At 43.4% G+C, this 19,010-nt stretch carries 21 protein-coding genes; 13 read left to right on the forward strand and 8 right to left on the reverse strand.

Translation table 11 applies throughout. The annotated features are described in order from the left end of the window. The first annotated feature begins 68 nt into the window (after positions 1 to 68). The 13 genes from secY to prfA all read left to right on the forward strand — a co-directional run bounded on the left by secY (position 69) and on the right by prfA (position 8,997). Positions 69 to 1,394: a preprotein translocase subunit SecY gene (secY, locus tag UYC_RS0129890; RefSeq protein ID WP_016877824.1), complete on the forward strand. Its 1,326-nt coding sequence runs from the start codon at positions 69 to 71 to the stop codon at positions 1,392 to 1,394. Then, a complete protein-coding gene (locus tag UYC_RS0129895; RefSeq protein ID WP_016877825.1) occupies positions 1,394 to 1,951 on the forward strand; it encodes an adenylate kinase in 558 nt (185 codons plus the stop codon). Before secY ends, UYC_RS0129895 begins: the two co-directional genes overlap by 1 nt. Positions 1,952 to 2,147: 196 nt before the next feature. Then, on the forward strand, positions 2,148 to 2,372 hold the full coding sequence (gene infA / locus UYC_RS0129900) for a translation initiation factor IF-1 (protein WP_006276978.1): 225 nt from the start codon (positions 2,148 to 2,150) through the stop codon (positions 2,370 to 2,372). Between the two features lie 273 nt (positions 2,373 to 2,645). After that, on the forward strand, positions 2,646 to 2,759 hold the full coding sequence (rpmJ, locus tag UYC_RS36935; protein WP_006196723.1) for a 50S ribosomal protein L36: 114 nt from the start codon (positions 2,646 to 2,648) through the stop codon (positions 2,757 to 2,759). Positions 2,760 to 2,854: 95 nt separating this feature from the next. Beyond that, entirely contained in the window at positions 2,855 to 3,235 is a 381-nt protein-coding gene (gene rpsM / locus UYC_RS0129905; RefSeq protein ID WP_016877826.1) for a 30S ribosomal protein S13, read from the forward strand. A gap of 54 nt (positions 3,236 to 3,289) precedes the next feature. Continuing rightward, complete coding sequence (gene rpsK / locus UYC_RS0129910) at positions 3,290 to 3,685, forward strand: 30S ribosomal protein S11 (protein ID WP_016877827.1); 396 nt, start codon at positions 3,290 to 3,292, stop codon at positions 3,683 to 3,685. Positions 3,686 to 4,057: 372 nt separating this feature from the next. Continuing rightward, on the forward strand, positions 4,058 to 5,008 hold the full coding sequence (locus tag UYC_RS0129915; RefSeq protein ID WP_016877828.1) for a DNA-directed RNA polymerase subunit alpha: 951 nt from the start codon (positions 4,058 to 4,060) through the stop codon (positions 5,006 to 5,008). A 64-nt stretch (positions 5,009 to 5,072) separates the two neighbouring features. Continuing rightward, the gene (gene rplQ / locus UYC_RS0129920; RefSeq protein WP_016877829.1) at positions 5,073 to 5,423 is read left to right on the forward strand and encodes a 50S ribosomal protein L17; all 351 of its coding nucleotides are present in this window, start codon (positions 5,073 to 5,075) and stop codon (positions 5,421 to 5,423) included. Between the two features lie 133 nt (positions 5,424 to 5,556). Continuing rightward, on the forward strand, positions 5,557 to 6,387 hold the full coding sequence (gene truA, locus UYC_RS0129925; protein ID WP_016877830.1) for a tRNA pseudouridine(38-40) synthase TruA: 831 nt from the start codon (positions 5,557 to 5,559) through the stop codon (positions 6,385 to 6,387). A gap of 78 nt (positions 6,388 to 6,465) precedes the next feature. Beyond that, the gene (gene rplM, locus UYC_RS0129930) at positions 6,466 to 6,921 is read left to right on the forward strand and encodes a 50S ribosomal protein L13 (RefSeq protein WP_026087678.1); all 456 of its coding nucleotides are present in this window, start codon (positions 6,466 to 6,468) and stop codon (positions 6,919 to 6,921) included. After that, complete coding sequence (gene rpsI / locus UYC_RS0129935) at positions 6,921 to 7,337, forward strand: 30S ribosomal protein S9 (RefSeq protein WP_016877832.1); 417 nt, start codon at positions 6,921 to 6,923, stop codon at positions 7,335 to 7,337. The genes rplM and rpsI overlap by 1 nt, the downstream gene beginning before the upstream one ends. Before the next feature lie 219 nt (positions 7,338 to 7,556). Further along, positions 7,557 to 7,796, forward strand: coding sequence for a 50S ribosomal protein L31 (rpmE, locus tag UYC_RS0129940; protein ID WP_016877833.1), 240 nt, complete (start codon positions 7,557 to 7,559; stop codon positions 7,794 to 7,796). A gap of 100 nt (positions 7,797 to 7,896) precedes the next feature. After that, positions 7,897 to 8,997, forward strand: coding sequence for a peptide chain release factor 1 (prfA, locus tag UYC_RS0129945; protein ID WP_016877834.1), 1,101 nt, complete (start codon positions 7,897 to 7,899; stop codon positions 8,995 to 8,997). A 165-nt stretch (positions 8,998 to 9,162) separates the two neighbouring features. Here the strand turns inward: prfA and UYC_RS0129950 are convergent, their stop codons facing one another. The 8 genes from UYC_RS0129950 to UYC_RS0129985 form a co-directional block, all read right to left on the reverse strand. Next, positions 9,163 to 10,554: a UDP-glucose dehydrogenase family protein gene (locus UYC_RS0129950; protein ID WP_016877835.1), complete on the reverse strand. Its 1,392-nt coding sequence runs from the start codon at positions 10,552 to 10,554 to the stop codon at positions 9,163 to 9,165. Positions 10,555 to 10,656: 102 nt separating this feature from the next. Then, positions 10,657 to 11,610 (reverse strand): UDP-glucuronic acid decarboxylase family protein, encoded by a 954-nt coding sequence (locus UYC_RS0129955; protein WP_016877836.1) that lies wholly within the window; start codon positions 11,608 to 11,610, stop codon positions 10,657 to 10,659. Positions 11,611 to 12,026: 416 nt separating this feature from the next. After that, entirely contained in the window at positions 12,027 to 14,165 is a 2,139-nt protein-coding gene (locus UYC_RS0129960; RefSeq protein ID WP_016877837.1) for a cation:proton antiporter domain-containing protein, read from the reverse strand. 140 nt (positions 14,166 to 14,305) lie between these two features. Further along, entirely contained in the window at positions 14,306 to 14,962 is a 657-nt protein-coding gene (locus UYC_RS0129965; RefSeq protein WP_016877838.1) for an HAS-barrel domain-containing protein, read from the reverse strand. Between the two features lie 65 nt (positions 14,963 to 15,027). Beyond that, complete coding sequence (locus UYC_RS0129970) at positions 15,028 to 15,225, reverse strand: NAD(P)H dehydrogenase subunit NdhS (protein ID WP_016877839.1); 198 nt, start codon at positions 15,223 to 15,225, stop codon at positions 15,028 to 15,030. A 110-nt stretch (positions 15,226 to 15,335) separates the two neighbouring features. Then, a complete protein-coding gene (gene rodA, locus UYC_RS0129975; protein ID WP_016877840.1) occupies positions 15,336 to 16,655 on the reverse strand; it encodes a rod shape-determining protein RodA in 1,320 nt (439 codons plus the stop codon). 197 nt (positions 16,656 to 16,852) lie between these two features. Further along, a complete protein-coding gene (locus tag UYC_RS0129980) occupies positions 16,853 to 17,923 on the reverse strand; it encodes an Mrp/NBP35 family ATP-binding protein (RefSeq protein ID WP_016877841.1) in 1,071 nt (356 codons plus the stop codon). Positions 17,924 to 18,097: 174 nt separating this feature from the next. Continuing rightward, entirely contained in the window at positions 18,098 to 18,619 is a 522-nt protein-coding gene (locus UYC_RS0129985; protein WP_016877842.1) for a hypothetical protein, read from the reverse strand. Positions 18,620 to 19,010: the final 391 nt, after the last annotated feature.

The following is a 19,010-nucleotide window of genomic DNA, read 5'->3' on the forward strand; positions in this document are numbered from 1 at the left end:
AAGTAGGACGCACCTAAGCGCACGCGTACTCTAGCCAGCGCCTGCTTCACTATTTAAGGTAGCCCTCTATGATCAGTCGAGATAAACCCCCAACCGCTCAAGAAACTTTTATGCAAATGGCACAAGCAGCTGGGCTGAGAGGTCGGCTGCTTGTCACCGTCGGTATTCTGATTTTGATTCGTATGGGTATACACATACCTATACCAGGAATTGATCGGGAGCGGTTTGCCGCTGCGGTTAGTAGCAATAACCAAATCTTCAGCTTTTTGGATATTTTTTCTGGAGGCGGACTTTCTGCTTTGGGAGTCTTTGCTCTGGGTATTTTACCTTTCATTAATGCCTCCATTATTATCCAATTGCTTACCGCTGCCATTCCCTCTTTAGAAAATTTGCAGAAAAATGAAGGTGAAGCAGGAAGGCGGAAAATTTCCCAAATTACACGCTATGTAGCTTTGGGCTGGGCGATTCTTCAAAGTGTCTTCTTAGCGGCATTTTGGCTCAGGCCTTTTGCTTATAACTTCAGTCCATTTTTCGTAGTTGAAACAGCAGTAGCTCTAGTGGCTGGCTCGATGTTCGTGATGTGGGCATCAGAAGTCATTACAGAGCGTGGCATTGGTAACGGAGCATCGTTGTTGATTTTTGTCAACATTGTAGCAACACTACCAAAGTCTCTGAGCGATACCATTGCTTATATCCAAGGTAGCGGGCAAGAAATAGTCCGGGAAAGAGTTGGCCCGGTGATTGTACTTGTCCTAGTTTTCCTGGCGACGATTGTTGGTATTGTCTTTGTTCAAGAAGCTATTCGCCGGATTCCGATTATTTCTGCTCGCCGTCAAGTTGGAAGGCGTATTTTTGCCGAGCAGCGCAGCTATCTCCCCTTACGTCTAAATCAAGGCGGAGTCATGCCCATTATTTTCGCTGCTGCTATCCTGAGTTTGCCACTGTTAATTGCCAATTTTACTAGAAATCCGGAAGTCGCGAACATCGTCAATACTTATTTAAGTCCTGGCGGTTCTCAATCTTGGGCTTACGCGCTAGTTTACCTCATTTCAATCGTTTTCTTCAGTTACTTCTATTCATCTTTGATCGTAAACCCTGTTGATATAGCGCAAAACCTTAAGAAAATGGGTTCTAGTATTCCTGGAATTCGTCCGGGTAAAGCTACCAGCGAATATATAGAGCGCGTTTTAAATCGACTAACTTTTTTGGGTGCTATCTTTTTGGGTTTGGTTGCCATTATCCCCACCGCCGTAGAAAGAGCTTTGGGAGTACCAACCTTTAGAGGATTAGGTGCTACTTCTTTGCTGATTCTAGTGGGTGTGGCGATTGATACGGCAAAACAAATTCAAACCTACGTTATTTCTCAGCGCTATGAAGGAATGGTGAAACAATAGTGACGCGATTAATCTTCTTGGGGCCGCCTGGAGCTGGTAAAGGAACTCAAGCTAAAACATTAGCTGAGTGCTGGAACATTCCCCATATTTCTACGGGTGACATCTTGCGCCAAGCATTAAAAGAACAAACTCCTCTAGGCATTAAAGCTCAAAGTTATATGGATAGAGGAGAATTAGTTCCCGATCAACTTGTGCAAGACATGGTAGAGGAACGTCTCCAGCAAAGCGATACTAATTCCGGTTGGATTCTTGATGGTTTTCCCCGTACAGTCAAACAAGCAGCTTTTTTAGAGGAATTGCTGCAAAAGTTAGATCAGCGGGGAGAAAAGGTAGTCAACTTGGATGTTCCAGATGAAGTTGTAGTTGATCGTTTACTGCAACGCGGACGTCAAGATGATTCGGAGGAGGTGATTCGTCGCCGCTTAGAAGTCTACCGCTCTCAAACAGCTCCCTTGATTGACTTTTACCGTCATCGCCATCAACTCCTGAGTGTCAATGGCAATCAGTCCCTTGAAGAAGTTTCTGCCGCAATTAAAAAACAGGTAACCGCTTCTTAGCTTAATAAGCAGCTATAAGAGGGTGGGACTAGGAACTGTATCCTGTCCTACTCTTACCCACTTTTGTTCCAGATAGTGTCAAGAATTTTAGATAAGATATATTAATAAACTGTTGATATATTTCCCGGATTATGTGCATTTGCAGACTAAAATTAGCTGCAAACAGCAAAAATAGTTGAGTTGAGGAAAAAACAAATTGTCTAAGCAAGATTTGATTGAAATGGAAGGCACTGTTACTGAGTCACTACCCAACGCAATGTTTCGCGTTGACTTGGATAATGGCTTTAACGTCCTAGCTCACATTTCTGGCAAGATTCGCCGTAACTATATCAAGATTTTACCTGGCGATCGCGTCAAAGTTGAGCTGACACCCTACGACCTGACAAAGGGTAGAATCACTTATCGATTACGTAAGAAATAGTGCGAAAGTAATAGTTTTTACAGTTCTACCGCCCTGGGTTATATCCCTTTTCACCGCAGTTAGCTAAAAATCCAACAGAAGCGATCGCTTCTTTGGTGGAACTGAAAAGCCAAGCAACGACCAAGAGTAGAATCACCTATAAACTTCGGAAAAAGTAAGTGTATGTAGAATACTATACCACACAACCAACTTGGTTAGTTTTCCTTTTACCATTTAACTGAATAATTTCTCAAAAAATGCTATAATTCACTATTTGTAATCAATTAGGAAAGTATGAAAGTCAGAGCTTCAGTCAAGAAAATGTGTGAAAAATGTAACGTGATCCGACGTCGGGGTCGCGTAATGGTGATTTGTGTAAACCCGAAGCACAAACAACGCCAAGGCTAGAACCATACTAAAGTTATAGCGCTTGGAATTGAGTGAAGCACAAAATCACTATTGAAACAATCAACAAAGCTTAAGAAGATAGGGAGACAATTGTTGTGGCACGTATTGCCGGAGTAGACCTTCCACGCGATAAGCGTGTTGAAATTGGTCTAACTTACATCTACGGAATTGGTTTATCAAGGTCGAAAGAGATTTTAGAAACTACAGGTGTGAATCCAGACACCCGTGTCAAAGATCTCAGTGATACCGATGTAGTAGCCCTGCGGGCAGAAATCGAAAGTAACTATCAAGTAGAAGGCGACTTAAGACGCTTGGAAGCAATGAACATCAAGCGCTTAATTGATATCGGTACCTACAGAGGACGTCGCCATCGCTTAGGTCTACCAGTAAGAGGACAAAGAACTCGTACCAACGCCAGAACCAGACGCGGTAGAAGGCAGACAGTGGCTGGTAAGAAAAAAGCACCAACGAAATAATTCTTCTTTCATGCTTGCTAAAAGCAAGTTTTACCTTCATTTAGTTACACCACTATGGCGCGACAACCAAGTAAAAAAACTGGGAGCAAAAAGCAAAAACGCAATGTACCTAACGGTATTGCCTACATACAGTCTACTTTCAACAATAGCATTGTCACCATTACCGATCAAAACGGAGATGTGATCTCTTGGGCAAGTGCTGGCTCTAGCGGTTTCAAGGGTGCCAAAAAAGGAACTCCTTTTGCCGCCCAAACTGCTGCTGAAAGCGCAGCACGTCGAGCAATAGATCAGGGAATGCGCCAAATAGAAGTAATGGTAAGCGGCCCCGGAGCAGGTCGAGAAACTGCGATCCGGGCACTGCAAGGAGCAGGACTGGAAATAACATTAATTCGGGATATTACCCCGATTCCCCACAATGGCTGTCGTCCGCCCAAACGCCGTCGAGTCTAGACACGAATTGTTGGGTGGTAGAGGCAATCAGTGAACAGTTAACAGTCAACAGTGTAGACGCGCAGCTAGCTGCTTGCCGCAGGCTACAGTAAATGATTGCTGAATTATTGAGAACTGAATAACTGTTAAACTTGCCTGTTTCCCTCACACGTATAGTGGCCGTCCGAAGTGCGCCAGTTCCTAATTGCACGAAGGGCTGCTCAACTTCGGAAAACCTAAAACATATAGTAGCGCCCATCAGTTCTTCAGGGCTTCAAACTCTACCGACACTGGGAAATTGCAGTTTGATAGACCTCAAGTACAGGGCAAACAACCATCTGTAGGCAAATATATTGCCTACAAGCAAGACCTTATAACAAGGGAGGCTACTCCGTGGCGCAATTTCAAATTGAATGTGTAGAGTCTAATACAGAAGAAAGTCGAAGCCACTACAGCAAATTTATCTTGGAACCTCTGGAGCGGGGACAAGGAACTACCGTTGGCAATGCCCTGAGACGGATCTTATTGTCAAACTTAGAGGGAACAGCGGTAACAGCAGTGCGAATTGCGGGTGTTACCCATGAGTTTGCTACCGTTCCGGGCGTGAGGGAAGACGTTTTGGAAATCCTGATGAGGATGAAGGAAGTTATCCTCAAAAGCTATTCCGCTCAACCACAAATTGGTCGCTTACTTGTTACTGGGCCCGCCACTGTCACTTCGGCACATTTTGATTTGCCAAGTGAAGTAGAAGTAATGGATCCAACCCAGTACATAGCTACCCTGGCTGAAGGTGGAAAGCTGGAAATGGAATTTCGGATTGAGAAAGGCAAGGGCTATCGCACGATTGAGCGGGGACGTGAAGAAGCCACATCTTTAGACTTTCTCCAAATTGACTCGGTATTTATGCCAGTCAGAAAAGTTAACTATAGTGTTGAAGAAACTCGTAGTGATAGTGGGTTGCCCAAAGACCGACTGCTATTAGAAATATGGACGAATGGCAGTCTTACCCCTCAAGAAGCGCTCTCCTCGGCAGCTGGAATCTTAGTAGACTTATTTAATCCCTTAAAAGACATTGATATCAGACAGACAGATACAGATTCTGATATCCCCGACGATCCCACTGCTCAGATTCCAATTGAAGAGTTACAGCTTTCAGTGCGTGCCTATAACTGTCTCAAGCGGGCACAAGTTAATTCTGTAGCGGACTTGTTGGATTATACCCAAGAAGACCTTTTAGAAATTAAAAACTTTGGTCAAAAGTCAGCCGAAGAAGTAGTTGAAGCTTTACAACGACGCTTAGGCATTACTTTGCCGACCGAAAGGTCTTCTAAACATGGAGGTTAATAGTTAATAGCAATTAACTATTAGCAGCCATTCTAGTAATTATTATCGTTAATGGTTCATAGTTATGCGTCATCGTTGTCGAGTCAAACAACTTAGTAAGCCTGCCGATCAGCGTCGTGCCCTGTTGCGATCGCTGACTACCGAGCTGATTCGCCATGGTCGGATCACCACTACCCTCACCAGAGCCAAGGTAGTGCGAGCAGAAGTAGACAAAATGATTTCCTTAGCTAAAGACGGCTCTTTAGCAGCACGTCGTCAAGCGATCGGTTATATGTACGACAAGCAACTAGTTCATGCTCTATTTGAACAAGCTGCTAGTCGTTATGGTAACCGTCAAGGCGGATATACTCGGATTCTGCATACCGTGCGTCGTCGTGGTGATAACGCCGAAATGGCAATCATTGAACTGGTGTAGGAAGAATGAAGGATGAAGGATAAAGGATGAAGTAATAAGAAGAAAGAATTAATTGCAAATTACATAATTCATATTTCACACTTCATACTTTTTTCAGACTTCAGACTTCAAACTTCAACCTTTAGCTAATTGTATGTTAGAGAGCTACCAGCCTACACCAACCCAGCGAGTCGCCCTGGTAATCCAATACCTGGGCACTCATTTTCATGGCTGGCAACGGCAACTACAACACCGCACGGTGCAAGAAGAAATAGAAAAAGCGATCTCGAACATTCTTGGCTACCCTGTGACACTACATGGTGCGGGACGTACTGATGCTGGGGTTCACGCCGCCGCTCAAGTGGCTCATTTTGATGTCAAAAGTGTAATACCAGCTCATAAATGGGCAACAATTTTAAACAGCTACTTGCCGAAGGATATATTGATTCGGGCATCAGCAGCTGTTGGTCAAAGTTGGCACGCTCGTTTTAGTGCCGCATATCGGCGATATCGCTATACCATATACACCGATCCACGACCGAACTTGTTCACCAGAGCCTTTAGTTGGCACTATTATCATGCACCTTTAGATGAATTATTGATGCAAGCAGCATTGAAACCCTTGGTTGGACGCCATCACTTGGGGGCATTTCATCGGGCAAATTCAAGTCGCAAGCATTCTTGGGTAGAGGTGCAAGCAGTAGAGTGTTATCGTACCGATCCATTTATTCATATTGAAATTCAGGCAGATGGATTTTTGTATGGTATGGTGCGGCTATTGGTAGGAATGCTGGTGCAGGTTGGTTCTGGGCAGCGATCGCTAGCTAACTTCACCGAACTCTGGAAAGATGAACGTCGAGAAGAGGTGAAATATGCTGCGCCCTCTCACGGTCTATGCTTGTTGCGAGTAGGCTATCCAGATTTCCCCTTTCCGAAAGAAGTCTGGTTTGATACACAGCCTCTTTATGTCATTAGTCATCACTAGTCATGACAAAAGACAAATGACTGCTGGACGAATGACAATAATAAAAGACAGATGAAAAAGGACAAAGGATAAATGACACTGAACAAAACATACCTTCCTCCTGGTAATTCATTAACGCATGATTGGTACGTAATAGATGCCACCGATCAACGTCTTGGCCGTTTGGCTAGCGAAATTGCTATGATCCTGCGAGGGAAAAATAAACCTGAATATACACCCCATCTGGATACAGGCGACTTTGTGATTGTCATCAATGCAGAAAAAGTAGCTGTAACCGGCAAAAAGCGTAGCCAAAAGCTTTATCGTCGCCATTCCGGTCGTCCCGGTGGCATGAAAACAGAAACTTTTGCCAAGTTGCAAGCTCGCTTACCAGAACGGATTATTGAACACGCCGTGAAAGGTATGCTGCCCAAAAATACTCTAGGACGCCAGTTATTCACCAAACTCAAAGTCTACGCCGGGCCAACTCACCCCCATCAAGCACAAAAACCTCAAGAACTAAAAATTAGTACTATTCCAGGAGAACAAGATTAATGCAAGCAATAGATAACACTGACGGTCGTGCCATGTACTGGGGTACAGGTCGTCGTAAGTCTTCTGTGGCCCGTGTACGCCTAATTCCAGGTAGCGGTCAGTTGAACGTCAATGGTAAACCTGGTGATTTATATTTCCAGTTCAATCCCAATTACTTAGGAATTATCAAAGCTCCTTTAGAAACTCTGGGGCTGGAAAATGAATATGATATTTTGGTTAAAGCCGAAGGTGGCGGCTTAACCGGACAATCAGATGCAATTCGTCTGGGAGTAGCTCGCGCTCTTTGCCAACTCGATCCAGAAAACCGTTCGCCTCTCAAGACTGAAGGCTATCTTACCCGCGATCCACGGGCAAAAGAACGGAAAAAATATGGTTTGCACAAAGCCCGCAAAGCTCCTCAGTACTCCAAGCGTTAAGCGATTTTGGATTGTGTTTAGATAGTCTGCGGTAGGGCATTCCGTGGACTTAAAACAAAGCTCGTCGCCTCCTAAGCAATAGTCGGATTGGACGAGAAGCCTACACTGTATGCTTGCATCAGTTTAGGAGTATGTCACCTGGTGGCTAACTATTTTTCGCCATCAATTAGGCTCAAAGCCAAAAGTTATAATTGTAATAAACTCACAAAGAAAAAAACAATGGCTAAACCTGGAATTCATCCCGAATGGTATCCAGAGGCTAAAGTTTACTGCAACGGTCAAGTTGTGATGACCGTAGGCTCGACAAAGCCAGAATTGCACGTAGATGTTTGGTCTGGAAACCACCCATTTTACACTGGCACCCAAAAGATAATTGACACCGAAGGTCGCGTTGAACGCTTCCGTCGTAAATACGGCATGACGAACGATCGAGCTTCTGGCGGCAAAAACAAAAAGTAGCGGGTTGGCAGCCTCATTTTACGACGACCCTGCATCTGCTGGGTCGCTTGTCATTAAGGCTTGAGCCAACTTGTTATTTTAAGGAGCGATCGCACTCGTTATGGCTGAACAGTATTTACTGGAGAAACTTAAATCTGTTGAACAAACTTTTAATGAATTGACTCGTCGTCTTGCCGATCCTGATACTGCCAAAAACCCGGATGAGTATCAGCAAGTGGCAAAGGCACGTTCTTCTTTGGAAGAAGTAGTCAACACTTATGAAATTTGGAAAACAGCCCAAGAAGAATTAGTAGGGGCGCGTCAAGTCCTCAAAGAATCTCAAGGCGATCCAGAACTGCAAGAAATGGCAGCGATGGAAGTTCAGGAATTAGAAGAAAAAATCGACAACCTGGAAACTCGCCTGAAAATATTATTATTACCGCGCGATCCCAATGATGATAAAAACATCATGTTGGAAATTCGTGCAGGTACTGGGGGTGATGAAGCTAGTATCTGGGCTGGCGATTTAGTCCGAATGTATTCCCGTTATGCAGATACTCAGGGCTGGCGAGTCAAGCTTGTGAGTGAATCTCTTGCTGAGATGGGTGGCTTCAAAGAAGCTATTTTGGAAATTCAAGGAGACAACGTTTACAGCAAGCTGAAATTTGAAGCGGGAGTCCATCGCGTGCAGCGCGTGCCAGTAACAGAAGCTGGAGGAAGAGTTCACACTTCTACTGCCACCGTGGCAATTATGCCAGAAGTAGATGATGTGGAAATCCACATTGACCCCAAAGATATTGAAATGACTACAGCTCGTTCTGGAGGTGCTGGCGGACAAAACGTCAACAAGGTGGAAACAGCAGTTGACTTGATGCACAAACCCACTGGAATTAGGATTTTCTGTACCGAAGAACGCAGCCAGTTGCAAAACAAAGAACGGGCGATGCAGATCCTGCGGGCGAAGTTGTATGAAATGAAGTTACGCGAACAACAAGAAGCAGTCACTTCCATGCGGCGATCGCAGGTTGGTACAGGAGCACGTTCTGAAAAAATTCGCACCTACAACTATAAAGATAACCGCGTTACCGACCACCGTCTTGGTCAAAACTACTCGCTGAACACCATTCTAGAAGGCGATTTAGAGTCAGTTATTCAAGCTTGTATCTCTCAAGATCAGCAAGAACGCTTGGCGGAACTTGCTGCTTCTGGTGTATCTCAATAATAGACTCTTTGATTTTATTAGGTTGTAGATGACCGCTTGTTGTGCTGTTGCTTAGAGCATAATCAGGCGGTTTTTAATTTGTCGTGAAAATGAAAACAGAGCCAGATTGCTCTAATTCTCGTTACCAGGTTCAATCTGGTAACGAGGGTTTGTGGGGTTTGAATTTTATCGACCGACGCCTATGTATTGGAATCCAGCTCTAACCATTTTTTCAGGATCTAGAAAATTGCGACCATCAATAATGACAGGGTGATTCATCAATTTAGCCATCTGGGCATAGTCAAGATTGTTGAACTGCTGCCATTCAGTTACTAATACCAAAGCATCACAACCATCGGCAAGTCTTTCGGGATCGGTTTCTACTAATACACCTGTCAAACCATCACGCAAACCAGATTGGGAAACAATGGGATCGTATGCCTTAACTTTGGCTCCCAATCGGTTTAGTTGCTCAATGAGGTTGAGTGCTGGAGCATCACGCATATCGTCGGTATCGGGTTTGAAGGTTAAACCAAGTAATCCAACTGTCTTGCCTTTGAGGATTTTCAATGCTTGTTGGAGTTTTTCTACAGCAATCAAGCGCTGGCGCTGGTTAACACAGACAGCAGATTTAAGTAGCTGGGCTTCATAACCGTAATCATCGGCAGTATGAATCAGTGCCGCTACATCTTTGGGGAAGCAGGAACCACCCCAGCCGATGCCAGCGTTTAAGAATTTGTTTCCAATCCGAGAATCTAAACCGATGCCTTTAGCTACCTGGGTAACGTCCGCACCAACGCGATCGCAAATGTTAGCAACTTCATTAATAAAGCTAATTTTGGTTGCTAAAAAGGCGTTAGCAGCATATTTAATCATTTCTGCCGAACTCAGATCTGTTACCAATACGGGTACTGGTGGTAGAGACTGGTCTTCAGCGTATTTGCGCTCGACAATTGGAGCATACAGTTCTTGCATCATGGCAACAGCTCTAGAGCTATTACCACCTAAAACAATGCGATCGGGGTTGAAAGTATCGTAAACTGCTGAACCTTCACGTAAAAATTCTGGATTGCTGACTACATCAAACTGAGCTGTAATCTCAGGCAGTTTTTCTTCAGCACGCCCACCGCCAACGGGTACTAAAGTTTTTTGGCGTTCGGCAATGCCATCTAAAACGATCATCCGCACCCAGTCACCTGAACCAATTGGTACCGTAGATTTATTCACGATCACTTTATAGCCACCGTTTAAATTGGCACCTATTCCACGGGCAACAGCTTCGACGTAGCGAGTATCGCTTTCACCTGTGGGTAGTGGCGGGGTTCCTACAGCAATAAAGAGAATATCGCCATGGCTAACTCCTGCACCAAGATCGGTCGTAAATTGGATTTTCCCAGCTTGAATAGCAGCTTGCATAATTTCTGAGAGTCCCGGTTCAAAAATCGGTGACTGCCCAGCCTTCATCAACTTTACTTTTTCTTCGTTGTTATCTACACAAATAACATCATGTCCGATGTGAGCCAAGCAAGCGCCTGTCACCAAACCTACGTAACCAGTACCAATAACGCAAACACGCATTTTTTTCAATTCCTTGCTTTGTCGGGGTTAAATTTTAAAAAGAAGTTTCCAGCAGTTTACAGCTAAAATTTATCAGTTAGTTTAACTGTTGCATGAGTCGGTTTAACTATTAGTTGTTGAGGTTTGAGTGTTTGTTATGCGATCGCGGAAATCTTCTACTGTCAGTTTTAACCCTTCCGACAAAGGAACGGTAGGTGTCCAGTTTAACCATGTTTTAGCTTTAGTAATATCGGGGCGGCGGCGGCGCGGATCGTCTGCAGGCAGTGGCTCAAACTTAATTTTTGCATCGGGATCGATCAAATTTTGCACAGCCTGAGCTAACTCTAGAATTGTATATTCATCAGGGTTTCCTAAATTCACAGGCCCGATATATTCCCCATTCATCAGTCGTATCAGTCCGTCCACAAGATCTGATACGTAGCAAAAACTACGGGTTTGTGACCCATCACCGTATACTGTGAGGGGAATACCGCGTAAAGCTTGAACTACAAAGTTGCTGACTACCCGACCATCATTTTCTAACATCCGAGGGCCGTAGGTGTTAAAAATGCGAGCAACTCTAATATCAACTTTATTTTGCCTGTAATAATCAAATGCCAGTGTCTCAGCAATACGCTTGCCTTCGTCGTAGCATGAACGAAGCCCAATGGGATTGACACTACCCCTGTATTCTTCGCTTTGGGGATGAACTTCGGGATCGCCGTAAACTTCGCTAGTTGAAGCCAATAGAAAGCGAGCTTTTACGCGCTTTGCCAGCCCCAACATATTTAGCGTTCCCATCACGTTAGTTTTGACAGTTTTGACAGGGTTGTACTGGTAATGAACTGGGGATGCAGGACAAGCCAGATGATAGATTTGATCGACTTCTAGCCGAATTGGTTCGGTAATGTCATGGCGGATTAGCTCAAAATAAGGATGATCCAACCATTTCAAAATATTTCGCTTATGACCTGTATAAAAATTGTCTAAGCAAATTATTTCATGTCCCTCATTTATCAGTCGGTCGATCAGATGGGAACCAATAAACCCGGCACCGCCCGTCACCAAAATTCTCATAGTTTCCTTGGTAGTTGCAGATATTTTTAGCCACAGTATAGCCTGTGCCTCAATTACCCATTACAAGGAATAAAAAAAGCACAAGCAGAATTCATTAGCCAACTAGATATTAGTCAATATTAGTCAAATTTTTTTCGTAGACAAGTTTTGTTGTTTATATGTAATTTGTCAATAATTAAACAATACATTTCAAAAAAATTAGCAGATATATTACTGCAAATATTAAGTTTTCTATAAAATTTTACTATATCTTTAAAAAAGCTAATATCTTTAAACAACCTTTTTAATTCTAAAGAAATAATAATACCCTTCTCAAAAATATTGCTAAAAATTATACCAACTAAAAAAGATTGCGACAGATAAATTAGCTCAAGTGGTTAAAAAAGTAGCTACCAACACTATCTACTCACCATCTCTCAAACAACTGCTGTAGGACTGGATAAACCTGTTAATAAATCTGTAGCTTGGCTATTTTGCGGCTCTCCAAGCATAACAATAGAGCAAGTCAATTGACTAGCTAACTGAGTAGTCACATCACTCATTGCTAATCCACCCGGACTAGTACGATTACGTACAAAAGGTATTACAACTAAATCATATAATCGCGCTGCTTGCAAAATTGCTTGAGCAACATTTTCATGAGCGATAATTTGAATTTCTGGTGGATTAGGCAAAGTTAATTTTGACACCAGTAAAGAGAGTTGCGATCGCCGCCATGATATTTTGCTGGAACTAGTGCGGCGATCGCATACATTTAACACAGTCACTTGTGCTTGGTTTGCTTCTGCCAGAATTTGAGCAAATTGTACCGGTTGTAATGTTGGTGCGATGACATTTTCCATTGGCACTAAGATACGCTGGATTTTTTTTGGTGAGTCTACCAGACGTGTTACTGCCACCGGGCAATGGGATGCCCAGAGAACACCATCAATGACATTACCAAATAAGCGCGCTCTCAATCCAGTACGTTTCCCCCAACCCATAACAATCAAATTAGCCTTGTGTTCGCGTGCTGTCCTGCTAATTCCTTTTGCAAAAGCATCATCAATTCGCAATAATGGTTCTGCTGTCACACCCAATACCCGACTTAGTGCTGTAGCTTTTGTAAGTAAGGCTTCACTCCTGTGCACAGAGGCTTCTAATTGGGGTGCATCCATGTGAGCGGTGGCAGTGGCAATTGCTAAGGGCATAATTCTGCCATTCGCTTGATGTGCTAATAATGCCGCCATTTCAATTAAGTATTGCTGTGTCTGCGGATTGTAAACTGGTACAACGATAGTAAAAGGATTTTTGTTTGTTTGTTCAGAGTCATTGTCAGGTTGAGCAGGTGCAGATTGTTGTTTAACTGCTGAGGAAGGCAAACTAATCGCAAGCCGACTAGTAATGAATGGCCCTAAAGTTGATGTCACCACCATGAGTAGAATGGCGCTGTCTACGACCATTCCTGAGAGTAACCCACTGCGATACCCTACTAAAGTGGCAGCTAATGTTACGCCAACCTGGGGTAATGACAGCGACCACATTGTTAACATTTCTTGCCAATTGTAGTGGTAAACCAGTTTTGTCAGTAGAGCTGCGATAAATTTACTGGCTATTAAACCAACCACAACTAAAAACGTTAATTCAAGTGTAGCGACGCTCTTAATTAACGTAGGTAGGTCAATTAGCAAGCCCAGGTGGACAAAGAAAATAGGAATAAACAGTACGCTGCCAGCAAAAACAACTTTTTCTTTAACAGGCCCTTCCCCGACAGCATCATTCACAGCTAAACCTGCTAAAAATGCTCCGACAATTTTTTCTACCCCCATTAGTTGCGCACTTACAACAGCAATAAACACAGAAAGCAGTACAAACAAAAACTGATTCCCCTCATCGTCTCCCGATCGCCGAAAAAATTCTTTGCCAGCCCAATTGCAGCAAACAAAAATGACGAGCGCGTAAATAGCTAATGAAGTCAGTAATGAAATAACCTGCCAAAAATCCAGATTTCTGGTATTTACTGCTAAACAAAAGGCTAATACCAACAGTGCGCCGATATCGGTAAAAATAGTAGCTCTAACGACTACACTGACAGCTTCGTTGTTTATTACTCCTAAACGATTAATTAACGGATATGCCAAAAGAGTATAGGAAGCTAATGTAGAGCCAATCAGAATCGCAGCAATCCAATCAAACTCAAAGCTTCTGGCGATTAAAATTCCTACCACCAAAGGTACACTGAAAGTCAAGCTACTAAATCCTAAAGCTTGCCATTTTTGCTTACGGTGAAATAGCTCTAGGTTTATTTCTAGACCTGCTATAAACATCAAGTAGATTAATCCAATCTCTGCTAGCAGGTTTAATATTGGTGAATTGATGTGAAATATATGCCACCCAGAAGGGCCAAAAACTACCCCTGATAACACCAAACCCACTAATCCCGGTAGCTGTAGCCGCTCAAACAAAATCGGTACAGCTAAAATCACCAACAAGAGAATGACAAAGGGAATAATGGGTTCTTGAGCAAAAGCACGGGTACTAGATTCAACAATCAGAAGTTGTGATATCAGTTCCATAGGTAGGATTTGGAGGGGTAACAGTGAGGCTGCGATTTTCTAAAGACCGATGCTTGAATGACAATCAAATAACTACAAAAGCCACTCAGCCGAGAAATTCTAAAATTTTACTTTCACTAACCACAGCGATAAGCAACTACCTATGGGTGGATTTGGCTCAAAATAAACCGTAAGCGATCGTAGTCATCTTTGAGCAGCACACTCAAAGTTCTTCCAGCTTTGATTAACCATTGCCGATCGGCTTTGCGCAACTGATACACCTCGCGGATAGCTGCTGCTGTTAGAGACTCTACTGGTGCACTGTTAACACACAATAGCGTCCGCAAAAAATCGAACTCTTCAGTAAATTTAACGATCGCTTCTGGTTCGCAGCGATAAACCGGTTGATGGATTTGTGGAGGACGAGGAGGTAGATATTGGTACACCCTATTACCAAAACCTTGTGACTTGGAAGTTGTTTCAAAACCCACAATTACTGCCCGAAACTCAGTTTTAAGCATGGCGAAAATTTGGGGTTGTTCCTCTCGCAACTCCTGCAATGATAATCCCAAAGCAACAGGTCGGTGTACAGAATCTACGGGCATAGTAGTTGCATAATGCACTACAGCATAAATTTGATTGCCAGACTCTTCATCTACAGAATAAACCCAACTACCAAAGGGAGGCATGGGAGGAAAGGTTAAATCTTCTGGTTCTAAGCACTGGGCTAAAAATTCACAGGTAGAAGTTTCGATCACCTCTGCAAAGTGGTTGGGATGGCGATCGCCTCTATCAAATTGTGGTAAAGGGAGGCGCATAGTAGTTATGGGTCATTAGTCATTAGCTATTCAAAAATGACCAATGACAAATGACAAGAGTTAATTTATTTCGCTTTTTTACGTCCTGCGGTGGTTTCTACAACTTCTAATTCCCAAAGGCGAAAAGTAATTAATTTATCCCAGTTACCACCTTCAAACAGTACGGCAACCTTGCCATCACTAACCCGTTGCACGAGTCCTTCATAACGATAATAGATATCTGCGGGATTTTTGACGCGAACAGTTGCTCCTGGCAGGATCATAATGTGTAACCTCTAGCGTTCCTGTTAATAGCTTAATACTTGTGACTGGTGATTTGTCATTGGTAATTTGTGCTTTGTTGGCTTCTAATTACCAATGATCGCGATATTGACTATGACCAGTACTTTTGTTTTGATCGAAAGTTCGCTACCGATTCGACTACTCCCAAGGCAATGAAGTTTGTCAACATTGCAGAACGCCCATAACTCATCCAAGGAAGGGGAATGCCTGCGACTGGGGCTAAACCAACATTCATGCCAATGTTGACTATCATTTGAAATACAATCATAGATAAAACACCAATAGCCAGCAATGAGCCAAAGTTGTCTTTAGCAGTTTGGGCAACGTGCAATAAGCGCAGACAAAGCAAGCAGAAGACCAGTAAAACCAGCAAACAACCAATAAAACCAAATTCTTCACCAATAGCAGAGAAGATAAAGTCTGTGTGCTGTTCGGGAACAAAATTTAACTGAGTCATCGGGCCTTTAAAAAGGCCCCATCCCCACCATTCACCAGCACCAATCGCAATCCGAGATTGGATTTGGTGATAGGCAGAACCAAGGGGATCGGCATTGGGGTTAATAAATGAAGTGAGTCGGTCTTTTTGATAATCTTTGAGTAAATACTTCCAAGCAAAAAGTCCTAATTCCCCACCCAACATATTTAAACCCCATGCCCCAATGGTGCCAAGACCAAATCGCCGCCAGGGGAGAGTGCGCCAGCCCACAATGCCCATAGCTATTGACCAAACTAACCCCAAAAAGCCGAAAGTTAGGTCTTTTGAGAAAGCGATCGCAAATGGCCAGGAGATGCTAAATAAAATCGCGGCAACAATCGGAGAAATCATCAATATCAACCAGCCGGGATTGGCATTTGCCCAATACAACATCCCCAAAACGATCGCGCCAAATACCAGTGAAGTTGCTAAATCTGGCTGTAAAAAGACTAATCCCCAAGGAACGGCAGTGATTGCCAAAGCCCGGAAAACACTATCGAGACTAGAAGCTGTGCGCTTGTGTAACAAAGCTGCTAGGGTGATAATGATTCCAATTTTGGCAAATTCCGAGGGTTGGACATTAAAACCAAAGACACCGATCCACCTCTGCGCCCCTTTGGCACTGTGACCGATCAGCATGACAGCAATTAGGCTGATGTTGACGAGAGTGTAGGTAATCCAGTGCCAGTGCAGCATATTTTCGTAACGGATGCGAGCTAAAATTAGCGCGATCAAACAACCAATTCCACCAATCAGCCAGTGCCACCACCAATCAGTGAGTCCTTGGTTTAATTCCGTACTGCGGATCATGATGCCGCCAAATATGGTTAAGCTGATTGGCAAACAAAATAATAACCAGTCTACTTGCTGCCAAGGTTTAAACCAGTATTTCCAACGTAGCTGGGGGAGCCAGGAACGTGACCTTTTTAACAACATTAGTAATTTTAGACTTTAGCTTTTAGATTTTAAATTTATTGATTAGGGACTGGGTACTGGTGATTGGGTACTAGGTATCGGGGATTGGGTAATTCAATTTTGGATTTTGGAGCAAAGCAATTTTGGATTGGAATTTAATCTAAAATCTCAAATTTCTAGTCCCTAGCCCCTAGCCCCTAGCCCCTAGCCCCTAGCCCCTACGTCAGGGCTGCAACTGATACTTTGCCTGCGATTGTTTGAGCGATCGCTTTGAAAGCTTTAGCACTGGCTGAACTTGGGTCAGCTACAACTATTGGTACACCATTATCACCACCAATTCTGGTGGAAATTTCTAATGGTACGCATCCCAACAACGGTACTCCCAACTCGGCTGCTGTTTTGGAGCCACCACCAGAGCCAAAAATGTCATACTGTTTATCCGGTAGATCTGGGGGAATAAAATAACTCATGTTTTCTACTATTCCCAAGACGGGAACATTCATCTGTTGGAACATCCGTAAGCCCTTGCGAGAATCTAACAAAGCTACGGTTTGGGGTGTAGTTACAATTACAGCCCCTGCCATTGGCACCGCTTGTGTCAATGTTAACTGAGCATCCCCCGTTCCTGGTGGCATATCCACGATTAAATAATCTAATTCTCCCCATTCCACTTGGTAAAGAAACTGGCGAATTACACCGTTTAGCATCGGCCCTCGCCAGATCACTGGCTGATCGCGGTCAATCAGAAAGCCCATTGATACTAATTTGACACCATGATTAAAAGCAGGTTCTAGTACATCTCCTTTTTCAGAGGAGCGTACTACGATTTCGGCATCAGCTAGTCCTAACATTGTTGGGTCATTGGGGCCGTAAATATCGGCGTCGAGCAAACCTACCTTTGCCCCTGTGTAAGCTAGAGCAACAGCAACATTCACAGCCACGGTACTTTTACCGACGCCGCCTTTGCCACTGGAAACAGCAATGATATTTTTTACACCAGGAACTCCATTGCGATCTGGTAAACTTTTTTGCTGGGGTGTCTCCGCTGTCACTTCTATGGATACATCCGTAACGCCTGGTAACTTTTTAACAGCTTTTTGACAATCTTCGACAATAAATTCACGTAAAGGGCAGGCAGGTGTAGTTAACACCAAAGTGAAGCTTACCTTACCTTCTGTGATTTTAATATTGCGAATCATGTTCATTTCTACCAGACTTTTGCGGAGTTCTGGGTCTTGAACCGGTCGCAACACTTCTAAGACCGAGTGAGAATCGAGGATATCATTCATAGTGTTTTTTACCCTTCCTGCCGCAACTTTTTTTAATAAACAGCAATGATTATCTACTTGGATCTTATCTTTTAGCGGTATTAGGGACTAGGGACAGGTGACTGGGGACTAGGGACTAGGAAGAATTTCTTTCCCAGTACCTAGTACCGAGTACCCAATCCCCAATTCTAAAAATCAAAACAACCAACTATCCTTGAGAGGTTTACTTTTGCCTGAAACTGCTGAGAGAGTGTTTTCTTCAACTGCCTCGATTAAAGCTTTGGCTACGCGATCGGCATAGGGACGAGACAAAGACCAAATCAAGGGTGATAGCCAACCACGTAGTGTTACAGAATATGACAAACAAGTACCGCAAACCGTGGACTCTATTTTGTAAGTTACTCGTTCTTCGACACCGGGAATTGCCAAAACTCTGACACTCAATAGCTCTTGGTGATTAACGCGCTCAACAAAAATCCGGATGGGAATTGGTGACCAACGTGTCACCGCTTGGTAAATCAATCCGGGTTTGGGTACTAATCCGTAAGGAACGTTAGTACTTTTTAGTAATGGATGCCAAGACACATCAGCCAAGTTAACTAGCTTTTGCCACAGTTCATCGACAGAAGCAGAACTAATCTCGCGATAAGTTCGCACCAAAGAAGCGCAAAACCGACGACGTTTGCGCTGGATGAATTTAGACAACCAAGCTTGCATTTTCCTAATCCTCCTCGCTACAAGCTTTTTGGTAACTCTGGCATGATCGGCACTGTGACTGATGTACAGCACGTCTGGATTTGATACAAAGACAACTGCTGTTTAAAGCTTCTAATATAGTTATTAAATTTTACTTTTTGTTAGCTTCGTCTACATTTTGATGTCGTGGATGACAACCCTGCTAGAGAGACCGTTTTTGATCAAAATATTAATCAGTGTCTGATATTATTCCTATCTATTGACCAAATACACAAGTGCTTGTAGACCAATTTGCCTAAAGTTGAATATTCATGGCAAAAAGTTTACATAAAGAAAAGAAGTTGAAAAAAAATCAATCAGTGTACAAGCCTATACGCATTTGAGGGAAAATAACTCTAGTCTGCCTACAGAT

Source organism: Chlorogloeopsis fritschii PCC 6912 (assembly GCF_000317285.1).
In the GTDB taxonomy this organism is placed as follows: Bacteria; Cyanobacteriota; Cyanobacteriia; order Cyanobacteriales; family Nostocaceae; genus Chlorogloeopsis; species Chlorogloeopsis fritschii.

Coding starts and splice junctions, on each gene's coding strand:
- secY (WP_016877824.1), top strand. CDS start 69: ATGATCAGTCGAGATAAACCCCCAACCGCTCAAGAAACTTTTATGCAA.
- rpmJ (WP_006196723.1), top strand. CDS start 2,646: ATGAAAGTCAGAGCTTCAGTCAAGAAAATGTGTGAAAAATGTAACGTG.
- rpsK (WP_016877827.1), top strand. CDS start 3,290: ATGGCGCGACAACCAAGTAAAAAAACTGGGAGCAAAAAGCAAAAACGC.
- rplQ (WP_016877829.1), top strand. CDS start 5,073: ATGCGTCATCGTTGTCGAGTCAAACAACTTAGTAAGCCTGCCGATCAG.
- truA (WP_016877830.1), top strand. CDS start 5,557: ATGTTAGAGAGCTACCAGCCTACACCAACCCAGCGAGTCGCCCTGGTA.
- rpsI (WP_016877832.1), top strand. CDS start 6,921: ATGCAAGCAATAGATAACACTGACGGTCGTGCCATGTACTGGGGTACA.
- rpmE (WP_016877833.1), top strand. CDS start 7,557: ATGGCTAAACCTGGAATTCATCCCGAATGGTATCCAGAGGCTAAAGTT.
- prfA (WP_016877834.1), top strand. CDS start 7,897: ATGGCTGAACAGTATTTACTGGAGAAACTTAAATCTGTTGAACAAACT.
- UYC_RS0129950 (WP_016877835.1), bottom strand. CDS start 10,554: ATGCGTGTTTGCGTTATTGGTACTGGTTACGTAGGTTTGGTGACAGGC.
- UYC_RS0129955 (WP_016877836.1), bottom strand. CDS start 11,610: ATGAGAATTTTGGTGACGGGCGGTGCCGGGTTTATTGGTTCCCATCTG.
- UYC_RS0129960 (WP_016877837.1), bottom strand. CDS start 14,165: ATGGAACTGATATCACAACTTCTGATTGTTGAATCTAGTACCCGTGCT.
- UYC_RS0129965 (WP_016877838.1), bottom strand. CDS start 14,962: ATGCGCCTCCCTTTACCACAATTTGATAGAGGCGATCGCCATCCCAAC.
- UYC_RS0129970 (WP_016877839.1), bottom strand. CDS start 15,225: ATGATCCTGCCAGGAGCAACTGTTCGCGTCAAAAATCCCGCAGATATC.
- rodA (WP_016877840.1), bottom strand. CDS start 16,655: ATGTTGTTAAAAAGGTCACGTTCCTGGCTCCCCCAGCTACGTTGGAAA.
- UYC_RS0129980 (WP_016877841.1), bottom strand. CDS start 17,923: ATGAATGATATCCTCGATTCTCACTCGGTCTTAGAAGTGTTGCGACCG.
- UYC_RS0129985 (WP_016877842.1), bottom strand. CDS start 18,619: ATGCAAGCTTGGTTGTCTAAATTCATCCAGCGCAAACGTCGTCGGTTT.